Source organism: Cryptosporangium minutisporangium (assembly GCF_039536245.1).
GTDB lineage: Bacteria > Actinomycetota > Actinomycetes > Mycobacteriales > Cryptosporangiaceae > Cryptosporangium > Cryptosporangium minutisporangium.
Map to the genome: position 1 here is coordinate 1 of NZ_BAAAYN010000013.1, position 25,858 is coordinate 25,858.

Here is a 25,858-nt window from a genome sequence, read left to right on the forward strand (position 1 = left end):
GCGGCCGGACCCGCGACGGCCGGGACGGCACCGGCCGGGACGGCGGCGGACCGCTCGGCCGTGGAGCGCCGGGAGTCGGATCAACTCGCCGACATCCTGCGCGCGACGATCGCCGCGGTGATCCCCGGGCTCGGGGCCGCGCGGTTGCCGATCGGGCTCAGCGGCACCGTGTCGGCGGGCCCGGCGCTGTTCGCCGCGTTGGAGGAGGCGCGGCACGCCGCCGGATTGGCCGCCGCCCGCACCGAGGTCGCGGCGGTGGTCACCGCCGACGAGATCGACTCGCACATGCTGCTGCTCGGCAGCGTCCCGGACGAGGTCCGCCGCGCCTACCGCAACCGGGTGCTCGGGCCGGTGCTCGCCTACGACAGCGCGCACGACGCCGAGCTGGTGGCGACGCTGACGGCGTTCCTCGACCACGCCGGATCGTGGAGTCGGTGCGCCGAAGTGCTGCACCTGCACGTCAACACCGTCCGCTACCGGATCGCCAAGGTCGAGCAGCTCACCGGCCGGAACCTCGGTCGGCTCGACGATCGCGTCGACCTGTTCCTCGCCCTCCGGCTGAGCTGAGCCGCGCCGGCTGGGCTGAGCCGCGCCAGCTGGGCTGAGCGCTGAGCCTTCAGGCCGGGCTGAGCCTCCCGCCGCGCGCGGCCCGGTTCCGGACCGCGCGTGGCAGCGCGACCGCCGACTCAGCGGCCGGTGGAGCCGTCGATCAGCTCGCGGGTGATGTCGGCGTGCCCGGCATGCCGAGCGGTCTCCTCGATCATGTGCACGAGCACCCACCGCAGCGACAGACGGTGGCTGCGGTACTCCTCGGCGCACGGTGCGTCGAGGTCCGGCGCGCCCTCGATCAGCGCGTCGGAGTCCTTCCAGGCGGCCCGGTAGTCGTCCAGCAGATCGTCGACGGTGACGTCGTCGCCGACGGTCCAGCTGTCCCGATCCCACTGGACGCCGGGATCCCCGGCCCAGATGTGCCCGAACCAGTACCGCTCGTTGGCGGTCGCATGCTTGAGCAACCCGGCCAGGCTGGTGCCCGACGGCACCATCGCCCGTCGGGCGTCTTCCTCGGAGAGGTCGTCGACTTTGCGAACGATGGCTTGCCGGAGGTAGGCGAGGAACGCCAGGAGGGTTGTGGGTTCATCACCGACGATGAAGGGAGTCCTGCGGTCCGTCATCACTCCATTGTGCGGTGGAATCGCGCGGTGAATGGTGTGTTTCGTCAGGGTGTCGTCGCTCCTCCTGTCGTCACACGCGCCGTCACACGGTCACCCCGGACGCTGGTCGTCGACGGAGTCAGCGTGGCCCCGCGACATCAGGAGGAACGCATGCCGAAGTTCGTCATCGAGCGGGAGATCCCGGGTCTTGGCGCGTCCAGCCCGGAGGAGCTGCGGGCCGTCTCGCAGAAGTCCAATGCCGTACTGGACGAGCTGAACCCACATGTCCAGTGGATCCAGAGTTACGTCACCGACGACACGATGTACTGCGTGTACATCGCGGACGACGCGGAGCTGGTGCGGGAGCACGCCCGGCGGGGCGGGTTCCCGGCCGACCGCGTGAGCCGGATCCGGACGATCGTGGATCCGACGACCGCCGAGTAACCGCAGCGGGGAGGCCGGATGACGCTCGAGATCCACCTTCTCGGCTCTCCCCGCGTCGTTCGCGACGGAACGCAACGACCGGCGCCGCGCGGCCACAAGGTGTGGGGCCTGCTCGCCTACCTGGTGCTCCGGGAAGCGCCGGCCGGCCGGGCGCACGTCGCCGAACTGCTGTTCCCGACCGCCGACGATCCGCTGGCGGCGCTCCGGTGGAACCTCTCCGCAGCGCGCCGGCTGGTCGGTGACCCCGGCGCCTTCCGCGGAGATCCGCTGACCTCCGACTGGTCGGAGCCACCAACCGTGGACGTCTGGGAGTTGCGGACGCTCCAACCCGACGTGGAGCTGCTCGGATCGTTACGGTTCGCGGGCTGCCCGTCGTTCGAGATCTGGTTGGACGCACAGCGTCGGCACGTCCGTGGTGCGGTCGCTGCGCTGCTGCACGAACGCGCACTGGCCCGGCTGGCGAGCGGGGACGCGGACGGCAGCGCCGAACTCGCCGCGCAACTGGTCACGCTCGACCCGTACGACGAGAACCATCAGGTGCTGCTGGTCCGGGCCCTGGCCGTGGGCGGTCACGGCGTGGACGCCGCCCGCCGCGCCGCAGCCTGCCGAGAGCTCTTCCGCAACGAGCTGGGCGTCGAACCCAGTTCCGCTCTGGACGCCGCGATGGTCATCCGGACCGCGTCGACCACCACCCGCCCCGCGTCCGGCCGCCCGGCGGTGCAGGCGCTGCTGGACGCGGGCGAGGCGGCGATCAGCGCCGGGGCGCTGGACGCCGGACTGGAATGTCTGCGGCGAGCGGTCGTGGACGCGGAGCGGCTGGGCGAGGGTGCGGTCGTCGCGATGGCCTACGCCGCACTCGGCACCGCGCTCGTACACGCCGCCCGGGGGACCGACGAGGAGGGCGCGGCGGCGCTGCACCAGGCACTGACCTGCCGCGGGGCCGAGTCCGCAGTGCTGGCCACCGCCTACGTCGAGCTGGCCTACATCGAGTTCCTCCGGGCCCGCTACCAGCGGGTGGAGCCGTGGCTCCGCCGCGCCGCGGCGGTCACCACGCACTCCGCACAGCGCGCGGTCGCGCTCTCCGTACGCGGCAGCACGCTCAGCGATCTCGGCCGCTACGCCGACGCGCTGCGCACGTTGGACCACGCGCTGGACCGTGCCCGCGACGATCGCCGACACTCCTACGTCCTCTCGATGATCGGCCGCGTGCATCTGCTGCGGGGTGACCTCGACGCCGCGGAAGAGACGCTGGACGACGCGCTGAGCCGGGCGATCAGCAGCGGCTGGACGACGTTCGTGCCGTGGCCGGAGGCTTTCCGCGCGGAGGTCGACCTCCAGCGGGGAAACGTGTCGGCGGCCCGCACCCGGCTCGAGCACGCGTTCGCTCTCGGGTGCCAGATCGGCGATCCGTGCTGGGAAGGGCTGTCGGCGCGTGGTCTGGGCCTGGTCCAGGCCGCCGAAGGCGACCCGACCGGTGCGGTGGAGACGCTGCTCGACGCCCGGCGACGCGCGGGCCGCCTCCCCGACGGGTACGTCTGGGTGGAGGCGTACGCGCTGGACGCGCTGGCGACGGTCGGTGCCACCGCGCGCCATCCGGGGGTCGCCGGCTGGGCGGCCGAGCTGGCCGCGATCGCGGAGCGCAGCGGCATGGCGGAGCTGAGTGCGCGGGCCGCTCTGCACCGTCGATGGGCCGGTGATCCGGGTGCGGCCGAGGCCGCCCGTGCGCTCGCCGCCTCCGTCGACAACCCCGCCCTCACGACGCTGCTCGCCTGACACCCGCGCCGGTGCCGGTGCCGCCCACGGTCAGCCCTCCAGTGCGTCGCGCAACGACGGAGGGATGTGGTCGGCATGCTCGCCGGGAAGGCCCGCGCCGACCAGGACAGCCCTCGCCGCGTCGGCCGACAGCCCTGCCCACCAGCGGGAGACGAGCGCTTCCCAGCCGTCGCTCGCCAGCCGCCCGTAGGCCCGCACCCGGGCCAGCCCGCCGTCCGGGAACACGTCCACACGCAGGTGGGTGGCGCGTGTCCCGGGGTCGGTGGGGAACCAGTGGGGCGTGTCCGGCAGCAGCGGACGCTGCCCCAGCAGCTCTTCCCACCCCGGGTGATCCGGGTCCTCGACCGCGGCGAGCCCGTGCGCGCCGGCGTCGAGGGCGCGCACCCGGACCGCGCCCGGTGCGTTCCCGACGAAGTGCGTGGTGTCGACGACCAGCTGTCGGACCTGACCCGGACCGGCCAGCCGGATCAGCAGCCAGTCGTTGCCAGCGCCCCGGCGTCGACGGGTCTCCCAGCCCTGACCCATGGTCTGCGCCTGTCCGGGCAGCAGTACGTGATCGGCGGGGGAGTAGAAGCGGTTGCTGCAGTCGTCGACCCGGCCGCCGTTCTCCAGCGCGGCCAGGTCCAGCGGCATCCCCACGAGCCGACGCGGATCGGGCACGACCTCACCGAGCACCCGCAGCCGAGCGACACCACCGTCCGGGGCGATGTTCAGCCGGACGTGGGTCACCAGCGGTCCGTCGGCTACGTCCACCGCGTTGGCGGTGTCGCCGGCGAGCCGCACCCGACCGGTGAGCGGCACCCATCCCTCGTCGCCGGTGAGCGATCCGACGTCCGGATAGCCGTCGACGTACCGGCCTTCCAGCCAGCACTCCTCCGGGAAGTTGCCGGTGAAGTGCGCGGTGTCGACGATCGCCTGCCGGACGAACCCGGGAGCACCGAGCCGCACGATCGCCCAGTCGTGCCCGGGTGAGCGCCGTCGGCGCGTCTCCCAGCCGTCGTAAATCTGTCCCTTGTGTCCGAACGTGTGCGGCTGGAACAGCGGCACGTCCGGCCGGATCAGGTTCTCCTTCTCCGCGAACGTCTCGTCGTTCGCCGCGACAACAGCACCGCCGAGCGGACGCGCCGCCAGATCGATCATGCGTTCCCCCTGATCATGAGCTGCCCGGTTGGCTCGTCGCCGGTCACTCGGCGCCCACGCAGCCAGGTTTCGCGCACGATGCCGGCCAGCGGACGGAACGCGTACGGCGTCACCGGGTGGCGGTGGTGCAGCCGCGCCGGATCGACCACGCGCCCGGCGTCCGGCTCGAAAACGGCGAAGTCGGCGTCGAAGCCCAGCGCGATCCGGCCTTTGCGCCGGAGGCCGGCGATCTCCGCCGGCCGCTGGGACATCCAGCGGGCGACGTCGGCCAGCGCGAACCCACGGGTCCGTGCCTCGGACCAGATCGCCGACAGACCGACCTCGACCGACGCGATCCCACCCCAGGCGACGCCGAAATCGCCGATGTCGAACCGCTTCAGCTCCGGTATGCAGGGGGAGTGGTCGGAGACGATGCAGTCGATCACCCCGGCCCGCAGGCCCTCCCAGAGCAGTTCGCGATTGCTAGCCTCCCGAATCGGTGGGCAGCACTTGTACTGCGTCGCGCCGTCGGGAACCGCTTCCGCGGTGAAGCTGAGGTAGTGCGGACAGGTTTCCGCCGTGATTTTTACGCCGTCCCGGCGGGCGGAGACGAGCATGGGCAGGGCATCGGAGCTGGACAGGTGCAAGATGTGCACCCGGGCTCCGGTCCAGCGCGCCACCTCGATGACCTGCGCGATCGCCACGTTCTCCGCGCCGCGGGGCCGGGAGGCGAGGAAGTCGGCGTACCGCTCGCCGTGTGCGGTGGGGGCCCGGTCGATCGCCTGCGAGTCCTCGGCGTGCACGACGAGCAGCGCGTCGAAGCTCTGTAGCGCCTCGAGGGCCTCTTCCAGCTGGGCGGGGTTCACCGGAGGGAACTCGTCGACGCCGGAGTGCAGCAGGAAGCACTTGAACCCGAACACGCCGGAGTCGTGCAGCCCGCGCAGATCGGACAGGTTGCCCGGCACCACGCCACCCCAGAACCCGACGTCGCAGTGCACCTGACCGGCCGCGACCTTGCGCTTGATCTCCAGCGCGGCCACGTCCGTCGTCGGGGGGATGCTGTTCAACGGCATGTCGACGATCGTCGTCACGCCACCGGCGATCGCGGCGCGGGTGGCGGTGGCGAAGCCCTCCCACTCGGTGCGGCCCGGCTCGTTGACGTGCACATGGGTGTCGACGACGCCGGGCATCAGCACCGAGTCGTCCGGGATCCGGACCTCCTCGGGGGCCGACAGGTCGGCGTCGAACGGCTCGATCGCCACGATCCTGCCGCCGGCGACGCCGATCGCCCGGTCGACCTCGCCGGTCGCGGTCACCACCCGCCGCGCGCGGATCACGACGTCCAACACTGTGTCCCTACCTTCCCGGGGTCGTGCTGCCGTTCCGGCCGCGCTGCCGGGATCGTTCGGTCGCCGTCGCCGGTCGCCCCACCCAGGGTCGTCCGCGCACCTCGCGCAGTGCCGGGGCGGTTCGCCGGGCACGGTCAGGCTCTCGGCCTGGACAGCCGCCGGAGCTGCGCCACGTCCAGCGCGACGGCGGCCACTTCCTCTTCGGTGAGCGCGCCGCAGTCGAGCCCGCGCAGGATGACCGTGGAGAGCGCCCGCGCGGTCGCCGGCTCGTCCACCACACCGCTCTGACTCGAGGAGCGGGCGAGGTAGGTGCTCAACCGGGCGCCGGCGGCCGGGAGCGCGTCCCGGAAGAACACGTACGTGGCCAGGTACCGGGTGATCAGGTGCCCGGGGTGCATGTCCCAGCCCTGGTAGTAGGCCCGCTCCAGCGAGCGGCGCACCAGCCGGGCGTGCAGCCGCCAGGCGTCGTGCACGTTCTCGGTGGGGCCGGTCGGCATGACGTTCGTCGATCCGTCCACCGCGGGGACGCCGGCCTGGACGGCGGCGAGCAGCATCACGGCCTTGGCGTGGTCGGCGACCGGGTGCTCCAGCGACTGGAACGCAGCGGCCACTCCGCAGGCGGCGCTGTAGTCGTAGGTGCCGTAGTGGACGCCCGCGCAGCGCGTCCCCGCGGCTCCCACGAGTCGCGCAACGGTGGCCGTTCCGTCTGCGGACTGGATGGCGCTCGGCAGCTCGATCTGCAATTCGACGCCGATCGTTCCGGACGTCAGCTGGTGGGCGTCCTCGATCGCGTCGACGACCGACAGCACGGCCTCGACCTGCGCCACCGACGAGACCTTCGGCAGCGTCACGACAAAACGGCCGGAGAGGATCGGCGGCATCTCCGGTCCGTCCGGGAGCGCGGTGCAGAGCGCACCGACCAGCAGGTCGAGCGTGCGGACGCCGCGGCGCCGGTCACGCGTCTCCATCGATTTCACCCGGAGACCCAGCGAGAACGGGGCACCGTCCCGGCCGATCAGCGCCGCCATCGCCTGGCCGGCCTTCTGGGCGTCGGCGTCCTCGTCGGCGTCCGACCGGTAGCCGTACCCGTCCTCGAAGTCGATCCGCAGGTCCTCGATCGGCTCGGTCGCGAGCTTGACCCGCACTCGGGGCAGCGCGCCGTGGACCGCCTCGACCGGTAGCCCCGTCGCGGTGGCGAGCTGGTCGGCGAAGGGCGCGTGCTCGTCGAGCAGCGCCTGCGCTTCGGTGCCCCACCGGGCAGGCAGCCCGGCGCTGAACTGGTCGGCAGGCACGTAGACCGTGTGCACCGGCTGACGCCCTGGCGCCGGACGCTCGTGCTGGAGCGCCAGGGCCGCATCGGTCTCGGCCAGGCGGGCGTCGAGCTCGTCGAGGAGCTCGTCCAACGGTGCCATCACCGCACCAGCGCATACGCGGGCAGCGTGAGGAAGTCGACGAACTCGTCGGCGAGCGCGACCTGCTCGAACAGAGCCCGCGCCTGGTCGTACCCGGCACCGAGTTCGGCGATCTCCTCGTCCAGGATCCGCCTGACCAGCGACTCGGTGACCGGCTCGCCGGTGTCGAGGATCGTGCCCTGGGCGATCCACTGCCAGACCTGGGACCGGGAGATCTCCGCGGTCGCCGCGTCCTCCATCAGGTTGTTGATCGCGACCGCGCCGAGGCCACCCAGCCAGGCCTTCAGGTACTGCAGCGCGACCGAGACGTTGGCGCGCAGGCCGTCCTCGGTGACGTCTCCGGGCGTGTTGGCGACGTCGAGCAGATCGGAGGCGGCGACGTGGACGTCCGGCCGCAACCGGTCGACCTGGTTGGGTCGGTCGCCCAGCACCGCGTCGAACACCTCCCGGCAGACCGGGACGAGGTCCGGGTGAGCGACCCAGGAGCCGTCGAAGCCGTCCCCGGCCTCGCGCTCCTTGTCCGCGCGGACCTGGGCGAGCGCCCTGGCGTTCACCTCGGGGTCGCGGCGGCTCGGGATGAACGCGGCCATGCCGCCCATCGCGAACGCGCCGCGCTTGTGGCAGGTCGCGACCAGCAGCTCGGTGTAGGCGCGCATGAACGGCGCGGTCATCGTCACCTTCGCCCGATCGGGCAACACGAACTCGGGGCCCGCGTTCCGGAAGTTCTTGATCACGCTGAACAGGTAGTCCCAGCGCCCCGCGTTCAACCCGGACGCGTGTTCCCGCAGCTCGTAGAGGATCTCCTCCATCTCGAACGCGGCGGTGATCGTCTCGATCAGCACGGTGGCGCGGATCGTGCCGTGCGGAATGTCCAGGGCCTGCTCGGCGCGGGTGAAAACGTCGTTCCAGAGCCGGGCCTCGAGGTGGCTCTCGGTCTTCGGCAGGTAGAAGTACGGGCCGCTGCCGCGCCGCAGCAACTCCTGCGCGTTGTGGAAGAGGTAGAGCCCGAAGTCGACGAACCCGCCGGCGATCGGCTCCCCGTCGACCGTGATGTGCTCCTCGTCCAAGTGCCAGCCCCGTGGGCGGGTGACGACGACCGCGAGGTTCCCGTCGTTCAGCCGGTACGACTTCTCACCGCTGGTGATGGTCAGCTCGCGGCGGGTGGCGCGGTAGAGCGAGACCTGGCCACCGACGACGTTGTCCCAGTGCGGTGTGTTCGCGTCCTCCAAGTCGGCCAGCCAGACCTCGGCGCCGGAGTTCAGCGCGTTGATCGTCATCTTGGGGTCGGTCGGGCCGGTGATCTCGACGCGGCGGTCCTGCAGGTCCGCGGGGGCCGGCGCGACCATCCAGGACGGGTCGTCGCGGATTCCGGCGGTCTCCGGGAGGAAGTCGAGCTTGCCGTTGCGGGCGATCTGGGCGCGACGCTCGGCGCGGCGGGCCAGCAACTCGTTCCGGCGGGTACCGAACGTCCGGTGCAGGTCGGCGAGGAAGGCGAGTGCCTCGGTGGACAGGATCGTCGTGGCGCCGTCGACTGTCGTAGGGACGGTTTTCACCCCGCTCGGGTCAGTCACGCTGCGCCTCCTCCGATCCGCCGATCGTTACACCGTATGTGGGGTGTACCCCCGGCTGACAAGGTACGAGGCGGATATATCCGCCCGTCTCCCGACGGGGCGTTTTGGAGGAACGTCCAGTTCTGACTACGCAGCGGCGTCTAGGGATGGCGCAGGTCCGCGTTGAGCGTCCGGGCCCAGGGCGCGTCGACCTCGTGGGCGCCCATCGAGACGACGACCGTGCAGAGCGCGCCGGTGGCGAAGAACGCCTGAACGTCCTTCTCCGGTGCGCCGGAGACGCCGCACGCGTAGTCGACGAGGCGCTCGTAGCCCTCGCGGACCGCGCGCTTGACCTCGGGGACGGAGATCGCGGCGCACTGGGCGTGCATCTGGAGCAGCAGGAGGTCCTGGTCGGCGATCAGGTTGGCGTAGGCGCCGCCCATCGCCCGAAGGACGTCGGTGGGGGCGGCTCCGGCTCCGCGTGCGGTGCCGGTGGCTGCGGCCGCGCCGGCGGCGAAGCTCTCCTGGATGCGGGCGAAGCAGCGCTCGACGACCGCGGCGAAGAGCGTCTCCTTGTCCGGGAAGAGCCGGTACAGGTACGCCTGGGAGATGCCGGCGGCGCGGGCGACCTCCACCGTCGTCGTGCCGAAGTAGCCCCGGGCGGCGAATGCGCTGATCGCGGTGGCGAGCACCGTTTCCCGCCGATCCTCAGCGGTAGAGAGTGTGCGCGGCGACATGTGAGTAGTCAATCACACCCATGGTGGGCGGCCCGACCAGAACGGCGCTGACAGGCGAGCGCGAGGCCTGGAGACCACAGCAAAGGTCGCGGCGGCCTCGCGCTCGACTGCCAGCCCCGCTCTGGACGGGCTCCAGCTCAGGACGGAGTGCGTACAGCGCTCAGCGGATGCGGGCTCCGGAGATCGCGCGAGCGATCACCAGGCGCTGGATCTCGGACGTGCCCTCGAAGATCGTGTAGATCTTCGAGTCGCGGTACATCCGCTCCACCGGGTGCTCCCGGCTGTAGCCGGCTCCACCGAGCAGCTGCACCGCCCGCTCGGTCGCCCACACCGCGACCTCGCCGGCCTTGAGCTTCGACATCGAGCCCTCGCCGGCACCGAACTCCTTGCCGGTGCGCCCCATCCACGCGGCCCGCCACACCAGCAGCCGGGCGGCGTCGATCTCCATCTTCATGTCCGCCAGCGCGAACGCCACGGCCTGGTTCTCGATGATCGGACGACCCCAGGTCTCGCGTCCCTTGGCGTAGTCGAGCGCGTACTCGTACGCGGCCCGGGCGATGCCGATCGCCTGAGCGCCCACGGTCGGCCGGCTCACCTCGAACGTCCGGAGTGCAGCCTGACCCTTGCTGCCGACACCCTCCCGGGCGCGGGCCAGCTTCTCGTCCAGCTTCTCCTTCTCCCCGAGCAGGCAGCTCCCCGGGATGCGGACGTCGTCCAGGAACAGGTCGGCGGTGTGGGAAGCCCGCAGACCGAGCTTCTTCACCTTGCGCGCGGTGGAGAGCCCCTTGGTGCCCGGCGGGATGACGAACCCGGCCTGGCCGCGCGACCCCAGTGACGGGTCCACCGACGCGATGACGACGTGGACGTTCGCGATGCCGCCGTTGGTGATCCACGCCTTCGAGCCGTTGAGCACCCACTCGTCGGTCGCCTCGTCGTACCGGGCGCGCGTCTTCATGCCCGAGACGTCCGACCCGGCCTCGGCCTCCGACACCGCGAACGCGCCGAGCTTCGGATCGGCCTCGTCGCCGAAGCACTGCGGCACCCACTCGGCCAGCTGGTCGGGCGTCCCGGAGGCGAAGATGCCGGCCACGGCGAGCGTCGTGCCGAAGATCGACATCGCGATCCCGGCGTCGCCCCAGAACAACTCCTCGTTGATGATCGGCAGGGAGAGCCCGGTCTCGTCGCCCCACCAGGTGGCGAGCGACTCGAACCCGTAGAGGCCGATCTTCGCTGCCTCCTGAATCACCGGCCAGGGAGTTTCTTCGCGCTCGTCCCACTCGTGCCCGGCCGGGCGCACCACGTCCTTCGCGAACCCGTGCACCCACTCACGGAGATCGTCTTGTTCTTCAGTCAGGTCAAGGCTGAACATCGCGTCCTCGTTCTGAGCGGGGGGCAGGGCCTGCTCGAAGACCCCAGCGCCGAAGAAAACCTACCGAGAAGTAAACTTACTGGCGAGTAGATTACTGACCGGATGGGTAGGCTGCAAGCGTGACTGGCCCCTCCAGACGTCTTCCGCGGCGTGTGCGCGAGCAGCAGATGCTGGACGCAGCCACCGCCGTCTTCTCCGAGCGGGGCTTTCACGCCGCCTCGATGGACGAGATCGCCGAGCGTGCCGGGATCTCCAAGCCCATGGTCTACCTCTACCTGGGCTCCAAAGGCGAGCTGTTCAGCGCCTGTATTCGTCGCGCCGGTGCCCAGCTGACCGAGTCGATCAGCGCGGCGGCCGACCCCGAACTACCCGCCGAGCAACAGCTCTGGGCCGCGGTCCAAGCCTTCTTCCACTTCGTCGGCGCGCACCGTGACGCCTGGGCCGTGATGTTCCGCCAGGCCCGCGGCGAGGGCGAGTTCGCCGGTGAGGTGGCCGGGATCCGCAGCCTCGTGATCGGCAACGTCGCCGACCTGTTCGCCCGCGCGATCCATTCGGCCGGCGCGATCGACCCGGGCCCCGACGAGCTGCAGGCGCTGGCCCACGCGCTCGTCGGAACCGGCGAGTCGATGGCCGAGTGGCTGTTGGACCACCCGGCCGAGGAGCCGGAGACCGCGGCCACCCGACTGATGAACGTGCTCTGGATGGGGCTCGGAAGCCTCATCCGGGGTGAGGTGTGGCGGACATCTACTCCCGGAGCGCCCGTCCAGTGAGGTGCGGGCGTCCTTTCGACGCCACTGACAGGTCCCAGCCGCCAGCCGCCTCGCGCGCGCCGAACTCCACAGTCGTCGGCAGCAGTACCGGTTTGGCGAACCGGACGTCCACTGTGTACGCGTCCGGCAGGCGTCCGCCGAGCGCGGCCAGGCAGCGGGCCTTCACCCACATCCCGTGCGCGATCGCACGCGGGAACCCGTACAGTTTCGCGGTGAGCGGGTGCAGGTGGATCGGGTTGCGGTCGCCCGAGGCCGACGCGTAGGCGCGCCCGATCGATCCGGGTACCCGCCAGACCGCGGTCGGTGCGGGCCCGTCCCCGGTCCCGTCCACTACGTAGTCCGACGCGAGGGCAGCGGCGCCGTCCGAGTCGCCGTCCGCCGAGGCGGCCTCGGGGCCACCGCCGTCGTCCGGATGGCTGCCCGAGCCGCGGCGGAGGTACGTGGCGACGCCGCGCCACACCGTCTCGTCGCCGATCCGCGCGTGCGTGACCACGTCGAACTGGCGCCCACGCCGGTGCGGGCGCAGGCCCTCGGCGGTGACCTCGAAAGTCAGCGGCTCGGTGGGAGCGATCGGCCGGAGCTGGCTGATCGTGTTGCCGATGTGGACGATGCCGGGCAGGGGGAACGGGAACTTCGGCTCCGACATCAGCGCGATCGCGAGCGGGAACGCCAGCACGTGCGGGTAGGTGCCGGGGAGCGTGCTCCCCAGGCCGAACCCGCACACCCGGGCGTAGTCCGCGAGCCGCTCCTGGTCCACCGCCACGTCGCGGAGCACCAGCCGCGTGTCGGGCAGCTCCTTCCCGCCTCCTCGCTTCAGCAGGGCCTTGGGGTAGAGCACCGCAAGGTTCGGTGCCCGCTCGAGCACGCGTACCGGCCCCGATCCGCCCGCAGGGGAACCGTCGGCGCGCGGCGTCGCGTCGGTGTTGTCGTTCATCACGCGCCCAGGAGGCTCTGGCCGCAGACGCGGACCACGTTGCCGTTCACCCCGGCGGAGCCGGGGGAGGCGAACCAGGCGACGGTCTCCGCGACGTCCACCGGCCGACCGCCCTGGGTCATGCTGTTCATCCGCCGGCCGGCCTCGCGGATCACCAGCGGGACCGCGGCGGTCATCTGGGTCTCGATGAACCCGGGCGCCACCGCGTTGATCGTGCTGCCGCGGGAGGCGAGCGTCGGCGCCAGCGACTGCACCATGCCGATCACGCCGGCTTTGCTGGTGGCGTAGTTCGTCTGTCCCATGTTTCCGGCGATGCCGGCGATCGAGGACGTCGCGATGATGCGGCCACCGGTGCGTAGCACGTTCTGGTCGAGCAGGACGTCGTTGATGCGCTCTTCGCTGCTGAGGTTGACGTCGAGGACGAGGTCCCAGCGAGCGGGTTCCATCCGGCCGAGCGTGCGGTCGCGGGTGACCCCGGCGTTGTGCACGACGATGTCCACGCCGTCGACGAGGTGCTCGGCCAGCGTGCGGGGCGCGTCGTCGGCGGTGACGTCGAGGGTGAGCGTCGAGCCGCCGACGCGCACGGCGACGTCGGCCAGTGCGGAGGCCGCCGACGGGACGTCGACGCAGACCACGTGGGCGCCGTCCCGGGAGAGCACGTCGACGATCGACTCGCCGATGCCCCGCGCGGCGCCGGTGACGACGGCGACCTTGCCGGCGAGCGGTCGCTGCCAGTCGTCGGGCGCTGTCACGTCGGATGGGCCGATCCGGATCACCTGACCGGAGACGTAGGCCGACCGGCCGGAGAGCAGGAAGCGGAGCGTCGACTCAATGCCGTCCTCCGCCCCCGGCGTCACGTAGACCAACTGCGACGTGACGCCGCGCTTGACCTCCTTGCCGGTCGAGCGGGTGAAGCCCTCCAGGGCTCGCTGGGCGGTCGCTTCGCGGAAGTCGGCGCAGTGCTCCGGCGGCGTGCCGAGAACGACGATCCGGCCGTTCGGCGCCACCGAGCGCACCTGCGGGGAGAAGAATTCGTAGAGCGCGCGGAGCTGCTCGCTGCGGGTGATACCGGTGGCGTCGAAGACCAGCGCGTGCGGCTTCTGGCCAACCGGGCGGGCTTCGGCGCGCGGGCCCGGTTCGCGCACGGTGACGTCGGCTGCGGCCAGGACCGGGCGGATCGACTTGGCGAGCCGGCCGCCGGGCGCCGACCCCAGCACCACCGGACCGGCCGCGACCGGGTCACCGGTCCGGTGGCGGCGGAGGACGGGCGGCTCGGGTAAGCCGACGCGGCGGGCCAGGAAGCGACCCGGGGAGGACGTGACGAGCTGCTGGTAGCGGTCGCGCATGAGTGGTGGGCTTCCTCGCTGTGGGTGTTCTTACTGGTTGGTAAGACTACTCGCGAGTAAGGTGGAGGCAAGCGGTTGGAACACGGAAGGAGCACCGCAATGGCGGGCACTACGGCTGACGGCGGTACTACCCCGACCGACGAGTCGAAACCCAAGGGCCGGCGGGCGGCTCGGAGCGGAGCCGCTTCGGGTGCGCCGGGGGCGCCGGGGGCGCCGCGGCGGGTAGCGGTGGTGGGCGGGAACCGGATCCCGTTCGCGCGGCAATTCGGCCCGTACGCGCGGGCGTCCAACCAGGACATGCTCACCGCGGCGCTCGACGGGCTGGTGGCCCGGTACGGCCTGACCGGTCGGGTACTCGGCGAGGTGGTCGCGGGTGCGGTGATCAAGCACAGCCGCGACTTCAACCTGACCAGGGAGACGGTGCTGGCCACCGCGCTCGACCCCCGGACACCGGCCTACGACATCCAGCAGGCCTGCGGCACCGGGCTGGAGGCGGCGATTCTCGTCGCGAACAAGATCGCGCTGGGTCAGATCGACTGGGGCATCGCCGGCGGCGTCGACACCGCGAGCGACGCCCCGCTGGTGCTCAACGAGAAGTTCCGGCAGCTGCTGCTGACGTTCAACCGGGCGAAGACGACGTCCCAGCGGTTGGCGTTGTTACCGCGGTTGCGGCCAGGCTTCCTGGTCCCCGAGATCCCGCGGAACGCCGAGCCGCGGACCGGCCTGTCGATGGGTGACCACGCGGCGCTCACCGCCGCGGCGTGGGAGGTCGGCCGCGCCGAGCAGGACGAGCTGGCGGCGGCGAGCCACCGCAACCTGGCCGCGGCGTACGAACGCGGCTTCTTCGACGACCTGATCACGCCGTACCTGGGGCTGGAGCGCGACCAGAACCTCCGGCCGAACTCGTCCGTCGAGAAGCTCGCGACTCTGAAGCCGGTCTTCGGCAAGGGTCCGAACGCCACGATGACGGCGGGCAACTCGACACCGCTCACCGACGGGGCCTCGGCGGTGCTGCTCGCCTCGGAGGAGAAGGCCGCTGCGCACGGGCTGCCGGTGCTGGCGTGGTTCACGCACTGCGAGACCGCGGCCGTCGACTTCGTGCACGGCGACGAAGGGCTGCTGATGGCGCCGGCATACGCGGTGCCGCGGATGCTCGCGAGGGCCGGGCTGACGCTGCAGGACTTCGACTACTACGAGATCCACGAGGCGTTCGCGTCGCAGGTGCTGGCGACGCTGAAGGCCTGGGAGGACCCGGCGTTCTGCAAGGAGAAGCTCGGTCTGGACGCTCCGCTCGGGTCGATCGACCGGTCTCGTCTGAACGTCAACGGTTCGTCGCTGGCAGCGGGGCACCCGTTCGCGGCGACCGGCGGGCGCATCGTCGCCACCGCAGCGAAGCTCCTGGCCGAGAAGGGGTCGGGTCGCGCCCTGATCAGCATCTGCGCCGCCGGCGGCCTAGGCGTCACCGCTATCCTCGAGCGCTGAGCGCGCCGCTGGCGCTGCGCGGATTTACGTCGAATCCGTCTCCACGGGGTCCGTGGGGGCGGGTTTGACGTAAACGAGCGCGCGCCCCCTCTGCGCAGGGCGGTGCGGCGCGTAACAGGCGCCTCGGCGCGGGGAGCGAACCAACGATTCGGTTGGGGCGGGCGTCGGCGGGGCATGGACGCGGTATGCCTGAGCACTGGTACCGCGAGGCGGTCGTCTACTGCTGTGACGTCGAGACGTTCCAAGACTCCAACGGTGACGGGGTCGGCGACTTCCCCGGCCTGACGAGCCGTCTCGATTACCTGGCCCGCCTCGGCGTGACCTGCCTCTGGCTCAACCCCATCCACCCGACGCCCAACCGCGACGACGGGTACGACGTCGCCGACTTCTACACGGTCGATCCGCGGCTGGGCACGCTCGGCGACTTCGCCGAGATGCTGCACGAGGCAGGCAACCGGGGCATCCAGGTGATCATCGACCTGGTCGTGAACCACACGTCGAACCAGCACCCGTGGTTCCAGAGCGCCCGGCAGAGCCCCGATTCCCCGTACCGCGACTGGTACGTCTGGTCCGAGACCGAGCCGAAGGACCGCCGGGAAGGCATGGTCTTCCCCGGCGAGCAGAAGGAGACCTGGAGCTACGACCGCACCGCGAAGGCCTGGTTCTACCACCGCTTCTACGACTTCATGCCCGACCTCAACATCGCGAATCCCGAGGTCAGGGCCGAGATCAAGCGGATAGCGGCGTTCTGGGTCCAGCTCGGTGTCGCCGGTTTCCGGATGGACGCGGCGCCGTTCGTCATCGAGGCCACCCCGCAGTCCCCTAAGGACTTCGAGTTCCTCACCGAGCTCCGCGCCCACCTGCAGTGGCGACGCGGCGACTCGGTGATCCTCGCCGAGGCGAACGTGCCCGCCGAGGAGCTCCCGCTGTTCTTCGGTGACTCCGGCGGCTCCGCCAACCGCCTGAACATGCTGTTCGACTTCACGCTCAACGCGCGGATGATGCTCGCGCTGGCCCGTAGCGACGCCGAGCCGGTGATCGACGCGCTCCGCGACACCCCGAAGCTTCCCGAGTCCGCGCAGTGGGCGACGTTCCTGCGCAACCACGACGAGGTCGACCTCTCCAAGCTCACCGCCGAGCAGCGCAGCGACGTCTTCGCCGAGTTCGGCCCGGATAAGGACATGCAGCTCTACGAGCGGGGCATCCGCCGGCGGCTGGCCCCGATGCTCGGCAACGACCGACGTCGGATCGAACTCGCCTACGCCATGCAGTTCTCGCTGCGCGGCACCCCGGTGATCCGCTACGGCGAAGAGATCGGGATGGGCGACGACTTGTCGCTGAACGGCCGTGACTCCATCCGGACGCCGATGCAGTGGACGCCGGGCCTGAACGCCGGCTTCTCTCGCGGCAACGAGCTGGTACGCCCGGTGATCAGCGACGGCGAGTACGGCCACCAGACGCTCAACGTCGTGTCCCAGCAGCAGGACCCCGGCTCGCTGCTGAGCTGGTTCGAGCGCATGATCCGGACGCTGCGGCAGTGCCCGGAGGTCGGCCTCGGAGGCTGCAGCGTCGTCGACGTCCCGATGCCCCGACACGTCCTCGCGCACCAGGCCGACCAGGCCGAGCGCGGTGCGATGGTCTTCCTGCACAACCTCGCAGACGAGGAGGTGACGGTTGATCTTTCGACTTTGGGGGAAAAGGCTGAAGACCCGTACGAACTACTCGCAGACAGGAACTATCCGCCGGTGGACGAGACGTTGAGCAAGATTTCTCTCGCTGGCTACGGCTACCGCTGGATCCGGCTCCGCGACAGCACCGGACGTCGTACCGGCGGCCAGGCCACGCGCGGAGGCCTCGCATGATCGGTGACACCGCACGGATCACCCGCCACGCGTCGGCCGCGGAGTACGGCGACGAGGTCACCGAGCGAGTGGGCGCCACGATCGGAGTCGAGGAGGAGTTCCACGTCCTCGACCCGGCCACCGGGGATCTCGTCCCGGAGGCGCTCGCCCTGCTCGCGCACCCCAGCGACGACCAGGAGCACGAGCCCGAGGCCGAGCTGCTGCGCTCGGCGATCGAAACCGCGACGCCGGTCTGCCGCAGCCTCGCCGAGGCCCGGACCGAGGTGATCGCGAGCCGCCGCGCGCTGATCAAGGCGGCGTCCGAGCACGACGTGGCGGTCGCCACCGCCGGTACCGTGCCGGCGTCCGGCCTCCGCTCGATGGGGGTCTACCCCAAGGAGCGGTACCGCCAGATGGCGGCCGAGTACCAGCAGCTCGTCCGGGAACAGGCGGTCTGTGCGTTCCAGGTGCAGGTCGGGGTCCCGAATCGTGACCTGGCGGTCGGGATCGTCGGGCAGATCCAGCCCTGGTTGCCGGTACTCCTGGCGCTGTCGGCCAGCTCGCCCTTCTTCGCCGACACCGACACCGGGTACGCGTCCTACCGGACGATCGTCTGGTCGCGCTGGCCGACCGCGGGCCCGGTGCACGGATTCCGCTCCGCGGCCGAGTACGACGAGACGGTCCGGACGCTCGTCGCGAGCGGCATCATCCGCGACCCGGGGATGGTGTACTTCGACGCCCGGCCCTCGGCGCGGTACCCGACCGTCGAAATCCGGATCACCGACGGCTGCCCGCGGGTGGACGACGTCGTCCTGCTCACCGGTCTGGGCCGGGCGCTGGTGGTCACTGCGGCGGACGAACTCGCGCGCGGTATCGCCCCGGTCAACGTACGTCCCGAGCTGCTGCGGGCAGCGAACTGGCGAGCGGCTCGCTCCGGGCTGGGCGGCGAACTCCTGAGCCCCGGCACTGGCGAGGCGGTTCCCGCCGCCGAGGTCGTCCGCCGGTTGCTCGAGCACGTCGGTCCGGCGCTGGACCAGAACGGTGACACCGACGAGGTGCAGGCGCTGCTCGCCGATCTGGTCACCAGGGGCACATCCGCCGACCGGCAGCGGGAGGCGTTGGGACGCCGGGGCACGCTGAGTGACGTCGCCACGCAGCTGGTCAACGAGACCCGGGCAGGCATCGACGATTGAGGGATATTCGGGCCGACCCTTGCCTCCCGGTCCGAGATGATGTTACCGAGGTGTGTCGCCGCCACTGAGGCTTGTGCGGCGCATGCCAATTCCCCGGTCAACTGACCGATGTGGTCGGTAAGGTGGGCGTCGTGGAACAGCACGAGGACGCCCGCCTCGCCGACATACTCCCATCGGACATCGAGCCGGAACGACCCAGCGCAGCCAGGGTCTACGATTACTACCTCGGTGGATCTCACAATTTCGCGGTCGACCGTGCGATGGCCGAACAGGCTATTCGTATTCTCCCGGAATTACCGGCGAACATGCGCGCCAATCGGGCTTTTCTGCGTCGCGCAGTCCGATACATGATCTCGCAAGGCGTGCGGCAATTCCTCGATTTGGGATCGGGAATTCCCACCGTGGGCAACGTGCACGAGGTCGCGCTGAGTGAGGCGTCGGACGCTCGCGTGGTCTACGTGGACATCGACCCGGTCGCGGTCGCACACAGCCAATCCATTCTGGAGCCCGTTCCGGCGGCGACGGTCGTGCAGGCCGACATCACCGACCCGACGACCGTCCTCGGGCACGCTCGGCAGCACCTGGACTTCAGCCGGCCGGTCGGCGTGCTGATGATTGCGCTGCTGCATTTCGTGCCGGAGTCGGCGAACCCTGGCGCGCTGGTGGCCCGGTACCGCGACGTGCTGGCGCCCGGCAGCTTCCTCGGGATCTCGCACGGCACCTCCGACGAGCAGGGCGAGCGCGGGCCTGCGATGGAGGCGCTCTACTCGCGCAGCGCGAATCCGCTGGTGTCCCGCGACCGGGCGGCGATCGAGCGGCTGTTCGACGGCTTCGAGCTCGTCGAGCCTGGCGTCGTCTTCGTTCCGCTCTGGCGCCCCGAACCCGGTGCGCTGCCCGCTGCCACTCCGCCGGAGCGCACGGCGACCTATGCCGGCGTCGGGCGCGTGCGGTGACCACGTTCCGGGACTCCGGTTCGCCGGATCCCACCAGCGCGACCGCAGGGCGGCCGGAGCCGCCCGGCGCGCTGGACCGGCCCAACGGAGTCAGCGCCGCGGCGGCGCCTGAATCTCCTAGCATGCTGGGGCGGCGTTGGGCCGCCGCGATCGGCGATACCAGTTACGTGACCGTCGGCGACGCCCAGCTGGCCCTCCTGCTCCAGGATCTCGTCGACCGGCTCCGCACCGCCGTCCGTGCCGATCCGCCGGACACCGCGACCGCCGAGCGGGCCGGCGCCGCGCTCGTCGGGGCGCACTTCACCGGCGTCGACGCCCTCCAGCGGTCGATCGCGATGCTCGCGAACGAGCTCGACCGCGAGGCCCGCACCCGCAGCGGCGTCTGGACGATCATCGGCGCGTTCGCGGCCGGGTACACCCGTGCGCTTCGGAACGTCACGTTGGAGGAGCAGGAATCCATCCGGCGCGCCGACCTGATCGCGCGCACCCGCACCGAGCAGGCGCTGCGGGCCAGCGACGCTCGCTTCCGGGCCGTGTTCACCGGTGCCGCGGTCGCGATCGGAATCGGCGACGTGCAGGGCTCGCTGCTCGACGTCAACCCCGGGCTCTGCGCGATGCTCGGCTACTCCGCGGACGAGCTGCGCGGCCGGTCGGTGCTGAGCCTGGTGCACCCGGACGACGTCGCGGACGTGGCGGCGGAGGTCTACCGCGCCCTCACCGAGGGTGGCCGCGAGCACGTGCGGGTGGAGAAGCGGTTCGTCCGACGGAACGGCGAGTCGATCTGGGGCCTGCTCACGGTCTCGATGGTGCCCGGCGAGGACGGCCAGCCCGGTTACGTCGTCGCGGTGGGGGAGGACGTCACCGACCTGCACCGGCTGCAGACGACGCTGCGCTACCAGGCGATGCACGACCCGCTGACCGGCCTGCCGAACCGGGCGATGCTCTCCGAGCGAATGGACCAGGCGTTCGCGACCGCCGGCACCGACGCACGGCTCGGCATCCTCTTCATCGACCTCGACGGCTTCAAGGTCATCAACGACACGCTGGGGCACGACATCGGCGACCGGCTGCTGGTGACCGTCGCCAAGAGGCTCGACCGCGGGGTGAGCCGCGCCGAACCCTTCTCGACCTCCGGCCTTCTCGACGATCGCGCGACCTCGGCGGAGCTCGGTCGGAACGAGTTCAGCCGCCACCTGGTGGCCCGGATGGGCGGTGACGAGTTCGTCGTCCTGGTCGAGCAGTCGGGCGGCGAGGGCGAGATGACCGCGCTGGCCGAGAAGCTGCTGGCCGAGCTGGCCGCGCCGTGCCGGATCGGCGAGCACCTGCTGACCGTGTCGGCGAGCATCGGCGTCGTCGAGCGGGCGGTCGCCGAGACCGATCGCGCCGAGCTGATGCGCGCCGCCGACATCACTCTGTACTGGGCCAAAGCAGACGGCCGGAACCGCTGGGCGCTGTACGACCCGCGACGCAGCGAGGCCGAGGTCGCGCGGTACGCGATCTCCGCGTCGATGCCCGCCGGCCTGGAGAGAGGCGAGTTCTACCTGGAGTACCAGCCGATCACCGCCCTCGAGGACGGGACGATGCGCGGGCTGGAGGCGCTGGTCCGCTGGCGTCACCCCACGTTCGGCGCGATGCGTCCGGACGACTTCATCGGCATCGCCGAGGACACCGGGCTGATCGTGCCGCTCGGCCGCTGGGTACTGGAGCAGGCCTGCCGGGAAGCGCAGGCGTGGGCGGCCCTCACCGAACGGCCGCCGTTCGTCAGCGTCAACGTCGCGGCCCGGCAGGCCGCGGATCCCGCGCTGGTCGACGAGGTCCGCGCGGTACTGGAGCAGACCGGCCTGCCACCCCAGCGACTGCAGCTGGAGCTCACCGAGAGCGCGCTGATGGGCCCTGCCCCGATCGAGACGCTGCGTGCGCTAGCCGATCTGGGCTGCCGCATCGCGATCGACGACTTCGGGACCGGCTACTCGAACCTGGCGTACTTGCGATCGCTACCGGTGAAGAGCCTCAAGCTGGCCTCGCTGTTCGTGGCGGGCCTGCAACCCCTGCCCGGCCCGGGTGGAGAGCTCGAAACCGACGACACCGACGCACAGATCGTCGCGACGCTGGTGTCGCTGGCGCGCACGCTGCGGCTGACCGTCACCGCTGAGGGCATCGAGACCAGCACGCAGGTCGAGCGGCTCCGCGAGATCGGCTGCCACCTCGGCCAGGGGTGGCTGTTCGGCACCCCGATGCCCCCGGACGAGGTGCGGAAGCTCCTCCTGGGCTAACCCGCGGCGGCCTGGCCCGGGCTACTGGACCGAGATGTGTACGTGGTTGGTGTGGTCGCCCGAGGGCGTCCCGTCGCCGCTGTAGGACTTCCAGCCGGAGCCGGGCAACCAGATCTGCCGGAACCAGATCACGTAGAGGACGCCGAGTCGATCGGCGTTGTCGACGCCCCAGGCCGCCAGCCGGTCGCCGTAGGCCTTCGAGTCACCGGTCGCGCTCCCGCCGAACCCACCGGAATCGGCCGCGAAGTCACACGCCCGGCCCTTCGGGTGCTCACCGAACGAAGCCTGCCGGAAGCACGCCGTGAAGCGGGTGAATCCGTCCGAGCGGGCCTGGTTCAACGTGTGCAGCATCCGGGCGGTGAGGCAGCCCCCGGACGTCGGGTCGTCGATGCTGCAGCTCTCGGTCGGCCAGCTGCCGTCGGAGTTGCGCGGGGCCGGCTGCGCGGCAGACGAGGTGCCGCTGAGGAACCCGGCCGAGTTGTTACCACCGCCGGCCTCGACCAGCGCCTGCTCGGCGTCCGCGCGGCGCTTTTTCATCGTCTTCTCTTGCGCCTTCTGGACCTTCAGCTCTTTCTCGACCTGCTGACGCTGTGAGGCGAGCTTCTTCTGCGTCGCGGTCAGTTCGCGCAGCGTGCCGTTGGTCTGGCGCGCGATCGTGTCGACGTACGACGCCCGCGCGGCGAGGTCACCCGCGGAGCCGGAGTTGGCGAGCACGGTCAGCGGGTCGGGCATGCCGCCCTTGTACGCGGCGGCGCCGAGCTGCTGCGCCTCGCTGGTGAGCGCGGCCAGCTCCTTCTCGGTCGCGGCGATCTGGCTGACCAGCGCCTTCTGCCGCTTCTGCGAGGCAGCCACCTTCGCCTTGGCGTTGTTGTAGCCACTGGCGGCCTGGTCCAGCTTCTTGCGGAGTGCGGCGGTGCCGCCCTCGTCGTCGCCCACGCCGCCGCCGCCGGGTGCCTCCGAGGCACCGGGGGTGGGGCCGGCGAGCGCCGATTGCGGTAAGACCGCCAGCGCGGTCCACAGCACAGCGAAGATCGTCACGGCGATCACCAGGAATCGCCGCTGAGCCGCGAGCGTCACTGTGCGTGTCCTCCCGATTGAGTCGTCGCGTCGAGTGGTGGTGGGAACCCAGCCCGCTCTCGAAGATCCGCCGGAACTGTACCGAAGGCAGGTGGGTGTGCCGAGCGTGGCAACCTGATTGTGGATGAGGCTCTTGAGGACCGATGGATCGGCGATTCGTCGCAAACCCGCAGGTAGGGGCCGGGTCGGCCGCCGTCGGCGCCGGTCCGCTGCTGTCGGTACGTCCTAAGTCACGCAGAGTGAATTGAACGAGTCTTAAGCATTCGCGGCACCCCGGTTAAGAGCCTGCGGCCACGGGCCGCCTGGGCGCCTCGGAGGGAACGCGCCCTGGCGCGGTGGTACGCGGCGGAGCGTCGGATCAGAAGGGCTGGAAGCCGTCGCGGCGGTGCAGCCGGTCGACGATCGAGGGCGAGCCGTGCCGACGCCGGGCCCGCAGCTGATCGGCGACGGCGGCCGCGCAGGCGAGCACGCCGCCGACCACCAGCCCGACCGGCTGACCGGCCACCAGTGAGAACAAGGCGAATCCGACCGCGAGCGCGACCACCATCTGGAGCGGCCACCGGCGGTCGCGGCGCGGGGCCCGCGGACGGCCGCTCGCCAGACCGGCGGCGAACGCCGGGTCGTCTGCCGCGATCCATGCTTCGATCGCCGACAGCTGTCGACGTTCCTCACTGTTCAGCACCGTGGCGCTCCTTCCGGGCCGCATGCCGACCGACCCGGGACGGCGGTCCGTCGGCAGATGCGCTGCCCAGAATGTGGCCCGGATCTCCGTGGTCGAAACGACAGAGGCTCGACTGTTCCCCGGCCCGGCGCGGACGGGGACCCCGCAGGGCCCGTTTTAGGCTCAGCCTCACGCGCTCTTAGGAACCGAACCCTTTCCGACCGGTGGCTGCTGCGCTCGCCTGACCTCGGAGAAGGCCGAAGGTCGGAAAGGGCTCACCGGGACGGCCGGTACGGTGGCGCCATGAGCCCGGAACCCGATTGCGACATCGCGGTGATCGGCGCCGGACCGGCCGGTGCGATGGCGGCTCGGGTCGCCGCGGAGCGGGGCTGCCGGGTACTCCTGCTCGAGCGCGGCGTGCTGCCCCGGTACAAGACCTGCGGCGGAGGGCTGATCGGCCTGTCCCGGGCGGCGTTGCCGGAGGGCTTCACCCCGCCGGTGCGCGACCGCATCGACCGGTTCACGTTCACGCTGCGCGGGCGGCTGTCCCGGACCTGGCGCGCCCGCTCGCCGATCGTGCAACTGGTCTACCGCGACGAACTCGACGCGGCACTGACCGCTGCAGCGGTGGACGCCGGAGCGAAACTGCAGGAGGGGGTCACGGTCAACGGCCTGGAGCGGGTCGCCGACGGGGCGACGATCCGGCTGCGGACGTCGGCCGGGGAGGTCACCGCGAAGGCCGTGGTCGGCGCCGATGGCACGTCCGGCCGGTCGGGCACGTACGTGGGGGTGCGGCTCGCCCAGGTCGACCTCGGGCTGGAGACCGAGTTCGCATGGCCGGACGCGAGCGCCGGGGACTGGGCCGGTCGGATCCTGATCGACTGGGGGCCGCTGCCCGGCTCGTACGGGTGGGTGTTCCCCAAGGGCGACGCGCTGACCGTGGGCGTCATCGCGGCGCGGGGCGACGGCGCGGCCACCCGGGCGTACCTGGCGTCGTTCATCGAGGGTCTCGGTTTGACCGGTACCCCGGAGCTGCGGTCGTCCGGCCACCTGACCCGGTGCCGCGCCGAGGACTCGCCGCTCTTCCGCGACCGGGTGCTGGTCGCCGGCGACGCGGCCGGCTTACTGGAACCCTGGACCCGGGAAGGCATCTCGTACGCCCTGCGCTCCGGGCGGCTGGTCGGGGCAGCGGCGGTGGAGGTCGCGCAGGCGGACGCTGCGGGTCTGGCGGCGGCCACGGCGGGGTACGCGTCGGCGGTGGAGCATGAGTTCGGCGCCGAGATGCGGGCCGGGCGCCGGTTCTACGACGCGTTCAGCCGGTGGCCGGGCGTGTTCCACGCGGCGATCGCCGCGACGCCGCCCGCCTGGCGCGTGTTCCGTCGCCTGGTGGCCGGCGAGACGACGCTGGCGCATCTGGAGACCCGCCGCCCGGTTCGCCTAGCCCTCCAAGCAACCACCCGCTAATCCGCCCGCCCGGACTCGCCCGCCCGAGCCCGCCGTGCCTTGTTCGCCGCACCCGAGCCCGCCGTACGTGGGTTCGCCGTACGCGGGTTCGCCGTACGTGGGTTCGCCGTACGTGGGTTCGCCGTACGTGGGTTCGCCGTACGTGGGTTCGCCGTACGTGGGTTCGCCGTACNCGGGGTTCGCCGTACCGGGGTTCGCCGTACCGGGGTTCGCCGTACCTGGGTCCGCCGCACCTGGGTCGTCGTACCGGGGTCCGCCGCGTGCCGCGGGGCACTTTCGGGAAAAGCGCTCCACGCGCGCCGGTGGACACCGCCCAGAACGACACCGAGTGTGGGGCGAGCGCTGGCTAGCGCGCTGTGGGGTGGGGTGGTTGTCGCCGTTTCCGGGTGCGCGCCGAGGTGGGTGTCGCGCTTCCCGTGCCATGGCACGCGATATACGACAACGACTTCGTGCGTCGCCCGGAAAGCGCGCCAACCATCCCCCCGCCGTCCGGAATGCGCGCCAACCATCAGCGGTGCCGTCCGGAATGCGCGCCAACCATCCCACTCGCCGTCCGGAATGCGCGCCAACCATCAGCGGTGCCGTCCGGAATGCGCGCCAACCATCCCACTCGCCGTCCCGAAAGCGCGCCAACCATCAGCGGTGCCGTCCGGAATGCGCGCCAACCATCCCACTCGCCGTCCGGAATGCGCGCCAACCATCAGCGGTGCCGTCCGGAATGCGCGCCAACCATCCCACTCGCCGTCCCGAAAGCGCGCCAACCATCAGCGGTGCCGTCCGGAATGCGCGCCAACCATCCCACTCGCCGTCCGGAATGCGCGCCAACCATCAGCGGTGCCGTCCGGAATGCGCGCCAACCATCCCACTCGCCGTCCCGAAAGCGCGCCAACCATCAGCGGCGCCGCCCGACGACTACTTCTGCGGAGCAGCCGACCCCCGGTTGCCACGCCCCCTTGATGA

21 protein-coding genes are annotated in these 25,858 nt (G+C 71.2%); 10 read left to right on the plus strand and 11 right to left on the minus strand.

The features are described from left to right. A partial coding sequence (locus tag ABEB28_RS10820; protein WP_345727890.1) for a PucR family transcriptional regulator occupies positions 1 to 567 on the plus strand: 567 nt, incomplete at its 5' end. A 119-nt stretch (positions 568 to 686) separates the two neighbouring features. Here the strand turns inward: ABEB28_RS10820 and ABEB28_RS10825 are convergent. Next, the gene (locus ABEB28_RS10825; protein ID WP_345727891.1) at positions 687 to 1,172 is read right to left on the minus strand and encodes a DinB family protein; all 486 of its coding nucleotides are present in this window, start codon (positions 1,170 to 1,172) and stop codon (positions 687 to 689) included. Between the two features lie 150 nt (positions 1,173 to 1,322). Between ABEB28_RS10825 and ABEB28_RS10830 the strand changes: the two genes are divergently transcribed. Further along, positions 1,323 to 1,595: a DUF4242 domain-containing protein gene (locus ABEB28_RS10830; protein ID WP_345727892.1), complete on the plus strand. Its 273-nt coding sequence runs from the start codon at positions 1,323 to 1,325 to the stop codon at positions 1,593 to 1,595. Positions 1,596 to 1,613: 18 nt separating this feature from the next. Continuing rightward, on the plus strand, positions 1,614 to 3,368 hold the full coding sequence (locus ABEB28_RS10835; protein ID WP_345727893.1) for an AfsR/SARP family transcriptional regulator: 1,755 nt from the start codon (positions 1,614 to 1,616) through the stop codon (positions 3,366 to 3,368). Between the two features lie 30 nt (positions 3,369 to 3,398). Here the strand turns inward: ABEB28_RS10835 and alc are convergent, their stop codons facing one another. From alc to ABEB28_RS10865, 6 genes are all read right to left on the minus strand, one after another. Further along, positions 3,399 to 4,508, minus strand: coding sequence for an allantoicase (alc, locus tag ABEB28_RS10840; RefSeq protein ID WP_345727894.1), 1,110 nt, complete (start codon positions 4,506 to 4,508; stop codon positions 3,399 to 3,401). After that, on the minus strand, positions 4,505 to 5,833 hold the full coding sequence (gene allB, locus ABEB28_RS10845) for an allantoinase AllB (protein WP_345727932.1): 1,329 nt from the start codon (positions 5,831 to 5,833) through the stop codon (positions 4,505 to 4,507). The genes alc and allB overlap by 4 nt, the downstream gene beginning before the upstream one ends. A 137-nt stretch (positions 5,834 to 5,970) precedes the next feature. Then, positions 5,971 to 7,248 carry a DUF6986 family protein gene (locus ABEB28_RS10850; protein WP_345727895.1) on the minus strand — a complete coding sequence of 426 codons (1,278 nt, stop codon included), beginning with the start codon at positions 7,246 to 7,248 and terminating at the stop codon, positions 5,971 to 5,973. Further along, a complete protein-coding gene (gene aceB / locus ABEB28_RS10855; RefSeq protein WP_345727896.1) occupies positions 7,248 to 8,819 on the minus strand; it encodes a malate synthase A in 1,572 nt (523 codons plus the stop codon). Before aceB ends, ABEB28_RS10850 begins: the two co-directional genes overlap by 1 nt. Before the next feature lie 140 nt (positions 8,820 to 8,959). Continuing rightward, positions 8,960 to 9,535: a TetR/AcrR family transcriptional regulator gene (locus ABEB28_RS10860; RefSeq protein WP_345727897.1), complete on the minus strand. Its 576-nt coding sequence runs from the start codon at positions 9,533 to 9,535 to the stop codon at positions 8,960 to 8,962. A gap of 160 nt (positions 9,536 to 9,695) precedes the next feature. Further along, complete coding sequence (locus tag ABEB28_RS10865; protein WP_345727898.1) at positions 9,696 to 10,904, minus strand: acyl-CoA dehydrogenase family protein; 1,209 nt, start codon at positions 10,902 to 10,904, stop codon at positions 9,696 to 9,698. 167 nt (positions 10,905 to 11,071) lie between these two features. Here ABEB28_RS10865 and ABEB28_RS10870 point away from each other — a divergent pair, with 167 nt between their 5' ends. Then, entirely contained in the window at positions 11,072 to 11,674 is a 603-nt protein-coding gene (locus ABEB28_RS10870; protein ID WP_376981699.1) for a TetR/AcrR family transcriptional regulator, read from the plus strand. Here ABEB28_RS10870 and ABEB28_RS10875 read toward each other — a convergent pair. Beyond that, complete coding sequence (locus ABEB28_RS10875) at positions 11,649 to 12,608, minus strand: MaoC/PaaZ C-terminal domain-containing protein (RefSeq protein WP_345727900.1); 960 nt, start codon at positions 12,606 to 12,608, stop codon at positions 11,649 to 11,651. The two genes, ABEB28_RS10870 and ABEB28_RS10875, sit on opposite strands and share 26 nt — an antisense overlap. Next, entirely contained in the window at positions 12,608 to 13,954 is a 1,347-nt protein-coding gene (locus ABEB28_RS10880; protein WP_345727901.1) for a 3-oxoacyl-ACP reductase, read from the minus strand. The genes ABEB28_RS10875 and ABEB28_RS10880 overlap by 1 nt, the downstream gene beginning before the upstream one ends. A gap of 99 nt (positions 13,955 to 14,053) precedes the next feature. Here ABEB28_RS10880 and ABEB28_RS10885 point away from each other — a divergent pair, with 99 nt between their 5' ends. The 5 genes from ABEB28_RS10885 to ABEB28_RS10905 all read left to right on the plus strand — a co-directional run bounded on the left by ABEB28_RS10885 (position 14,054) and on the right by ABEB28_RS10905 (position 21,696). Beyond that, positions 14,054 to 15,436 (plus strand): acetyl-CoA C-acetyltransferase, encoded by a 1,383-nt coding sequence (locus ABEB28_RS10885; protein WP_345727902.1) that lies wholly within the window; start codon positions 14,054 to 14,056, stop codon positions 15,434 to 15,436. A 185-nt stretch (positions 15,437 to 15,621) separates the two neighbouring features. Continuing rightward, complete coding sequence (locus ABEB28_RS10890) at positions 15,622 to 17,298, plus strand: alpha-amylase family protein (protein WP_345727903.1); 1,677 nt, start codon at positions 15,622 to 15,624, stop codon at positions 17,296 to 17,298. Next, positions 17,295 to 18,470: a carboxylate-amine ligase gene (locus ABEB28_RS10895; protein ID WP_345727904.1), complete on the plus strand. Its 1,176-nt coding sequence runs from the start codon at positions 17,295 to 17,297 to the stop codon at positions 18,468 to 18,470. The genes ABEB28_RS10890 and ABEB28_RS10895 overlap by 4 nt, the downstream gene beginning before the upstream one ends. Positions 18,471 to 18,601: 131 nt before the next feature. Further along, positions 18,602 to 19,423 (plus strand): SAM-dependent methyltransferase, encoded by an 822-nt coding sequence (locus tag ABEB28_RS10900; RefSeq protein WP_345727905.1) that lies wholly within the window; start codon positions 18,602 to 18,604, stop codon positions 19,421 to 19,423. Positions 19,424 to 19,545: 122 nt separating this feature from the next. Further along, positions 19,546 to 21,696, plus strand: a complete 2,151-nt coding sequence (locus ABEB28_RS10905; RefSeq protein ID WP_345727906.1) for a putative bifunctional diguanylate cyclase/phosphodiesterase — start codon at positions 19,546 to 19,548, stop codon at positions 21,694 to 21,696. Between the two features lie 21 nt (positions 21,697 to 21,717). Here ABEB28_RS10905 and ABEB28_RS10910 read toward each other — a convergent pair whose 3' ends face one another. Next, on the minus strand, positions 21,718 to 22,773 hold the full coding sequence (locus tag ABEB28_RS10910; RefSeq protein ID WP_345727907.1) for a coiled-coil domain-containing protein: 1,056 nt from the start codon (positions 22,771 to 22,773) through the stop codon (positions 21,718 to 21,720). Positions 22,774 to 23,131: 358 nt separating this feature from the next. Then, positions 23,132 to 23,455 (minus strand): DUF3040 domain-containing protein, encoded by a 324-nt coding sequence (locus ABEB28_RS10915; protein WP_345727908.1) that lies wholly within the window; start codon positions 23,453 to 23,455, stop codon positions 23,132 to 23,134. 282 nt (positions 23,456 to 23,737) lie between these two features. On the opposite strand from ABEB28_RS10915, the gene ABEB28_RS10920 reads away from it, so the two are divergent. Beyond that, positions 23,738 to 24,898, plus strand: coding sequence for a geranylgeranyl reductase family protein (locus tag ABEB28_RS10920; RefSeq protein WP_345727909.1), 1,161 nt, complete (start codon positions 23,738 to 23,740; stop codon positions 24,896 to 24,898). The last annotated feature ends 960 nt before the right edge of the window (positions 24,899 to 25,858 follow it).

What these genes read in the sequence shown, in the direction of transcription:
- ABEB28_RS10860 (WP_345727897.1), bottom strand. Translation starts at nt 9,535, where the DNA reads ATGTCGCCGCGCACACTCTCTACCGCTGAGGATCGGCGGGAAACGGTG.
- ABEB28_RS10880 (WP_345727901.1), bottom strand. Translation starts at nt 13,954, where the DNA reads ATGCGCGACCGCTACCAGCAGCTCGTCACGTCCTCCCCGGGTCGCTTC.
- ABEB28_RS10890 (WP_345727903.1), top strand. Translation starts at nt 15,622, where the DNA reads ATGCCTGAGCACTGGTACCGCGAGGCGGTCGTCTACTGCTGTGACGTC.
- ABEB28_RS10905 (WP_345727906.1), top strand. Translation starts at nt 19,546, where the DNA reads ATGCTGGGGCGGCGTTGGGCCGCCGCGATCGGCGATACCAGTTACGTG.
- ABEB28_RS10920 (WP_345727909.1), top strand. Translation starts at nt 23,738, where the DNA reads ATGAGCCCGGAACCCGATTGCGACATCGCGGTGATCGGCGCCGGACCG.
- ABEB28_RS10835 (WP_345727893.1), top strand. Translation starts at nt 1,614, where the DNA reads ATGACGCTCGAGATCCACCTTCTCGGCTCTCCCCGCGTCGTTCGCGAC.
- ABEB28_RS10895 (WP_345727904.1), top strand. Translation starts at nt 17,295, where the DNA reads ATGATCGGTGACACCGCACGGATCACCCGCCACGCGTCGGCCGCGGAG.
- ABEB28_RS10875 (WP_345727900.1), bottom strand. Translation starts at nt 12,608, where the DNA reads ATGAACGACAACACCGACGCGACGCCGCGCGCCGACGGTTCCCCTGCG.
- ABEB28_RS10825 (WP_345727891.1), bottom strand. Translation starts at nt 1,172, where the DNA reads ATGACGGACCGCAGGACTCCCTTCATCGTCGGTGATGAACCCACAACC.
- ABEB28_RS10870 (WP_376981699.1), top strand. Translation starts at nt 11,072, where the DNA reads ATGCTGGACGCAGCCACCGCCGTCTTCTCCGAGCGGGGCTTTCACGCC.
- ABEB28_RS10830 (WP_345727892.1), top strand. Translation starts at nt 1,323, where the DNA reads ATGCCGAAGTTCGTCATCGAGCGGGAGATCCCGGGTCTTGGCGCGTCC.
- ABEB28_RS10885 (WP_345727902.1), top strand. Translation starts at nt 14,054, where the DNA reads ATGGCGGGCACTACGGCTGACGGCGGTACTACCCCGACCGACGAGTCG.
- alc (WP_345727894.1), bottom strand. Translation starts at nt 4,508, where the DNA reads ATGATCGATCTGGCGGCGCGTCCGCTCGGCGGTGCTGTTGTCGCGGCG.
- ABEB28_RS10850 (WP_345727895.1), bottom strand. Translation starts at nt 7,248, where the DNA reads ATGGCACCGTTGGACGAGCTCCTCGACGAGCTCGACGCCCGCCTGGCC.
- ABEB28_RS10865 (WP_345727898.1), bottom strand. Translation starts at nt 10,904, where the DNA reads ATGTTCAGCCTTGACCTGACTGAAGAACAAGACGATCTCCGTGAGTGG.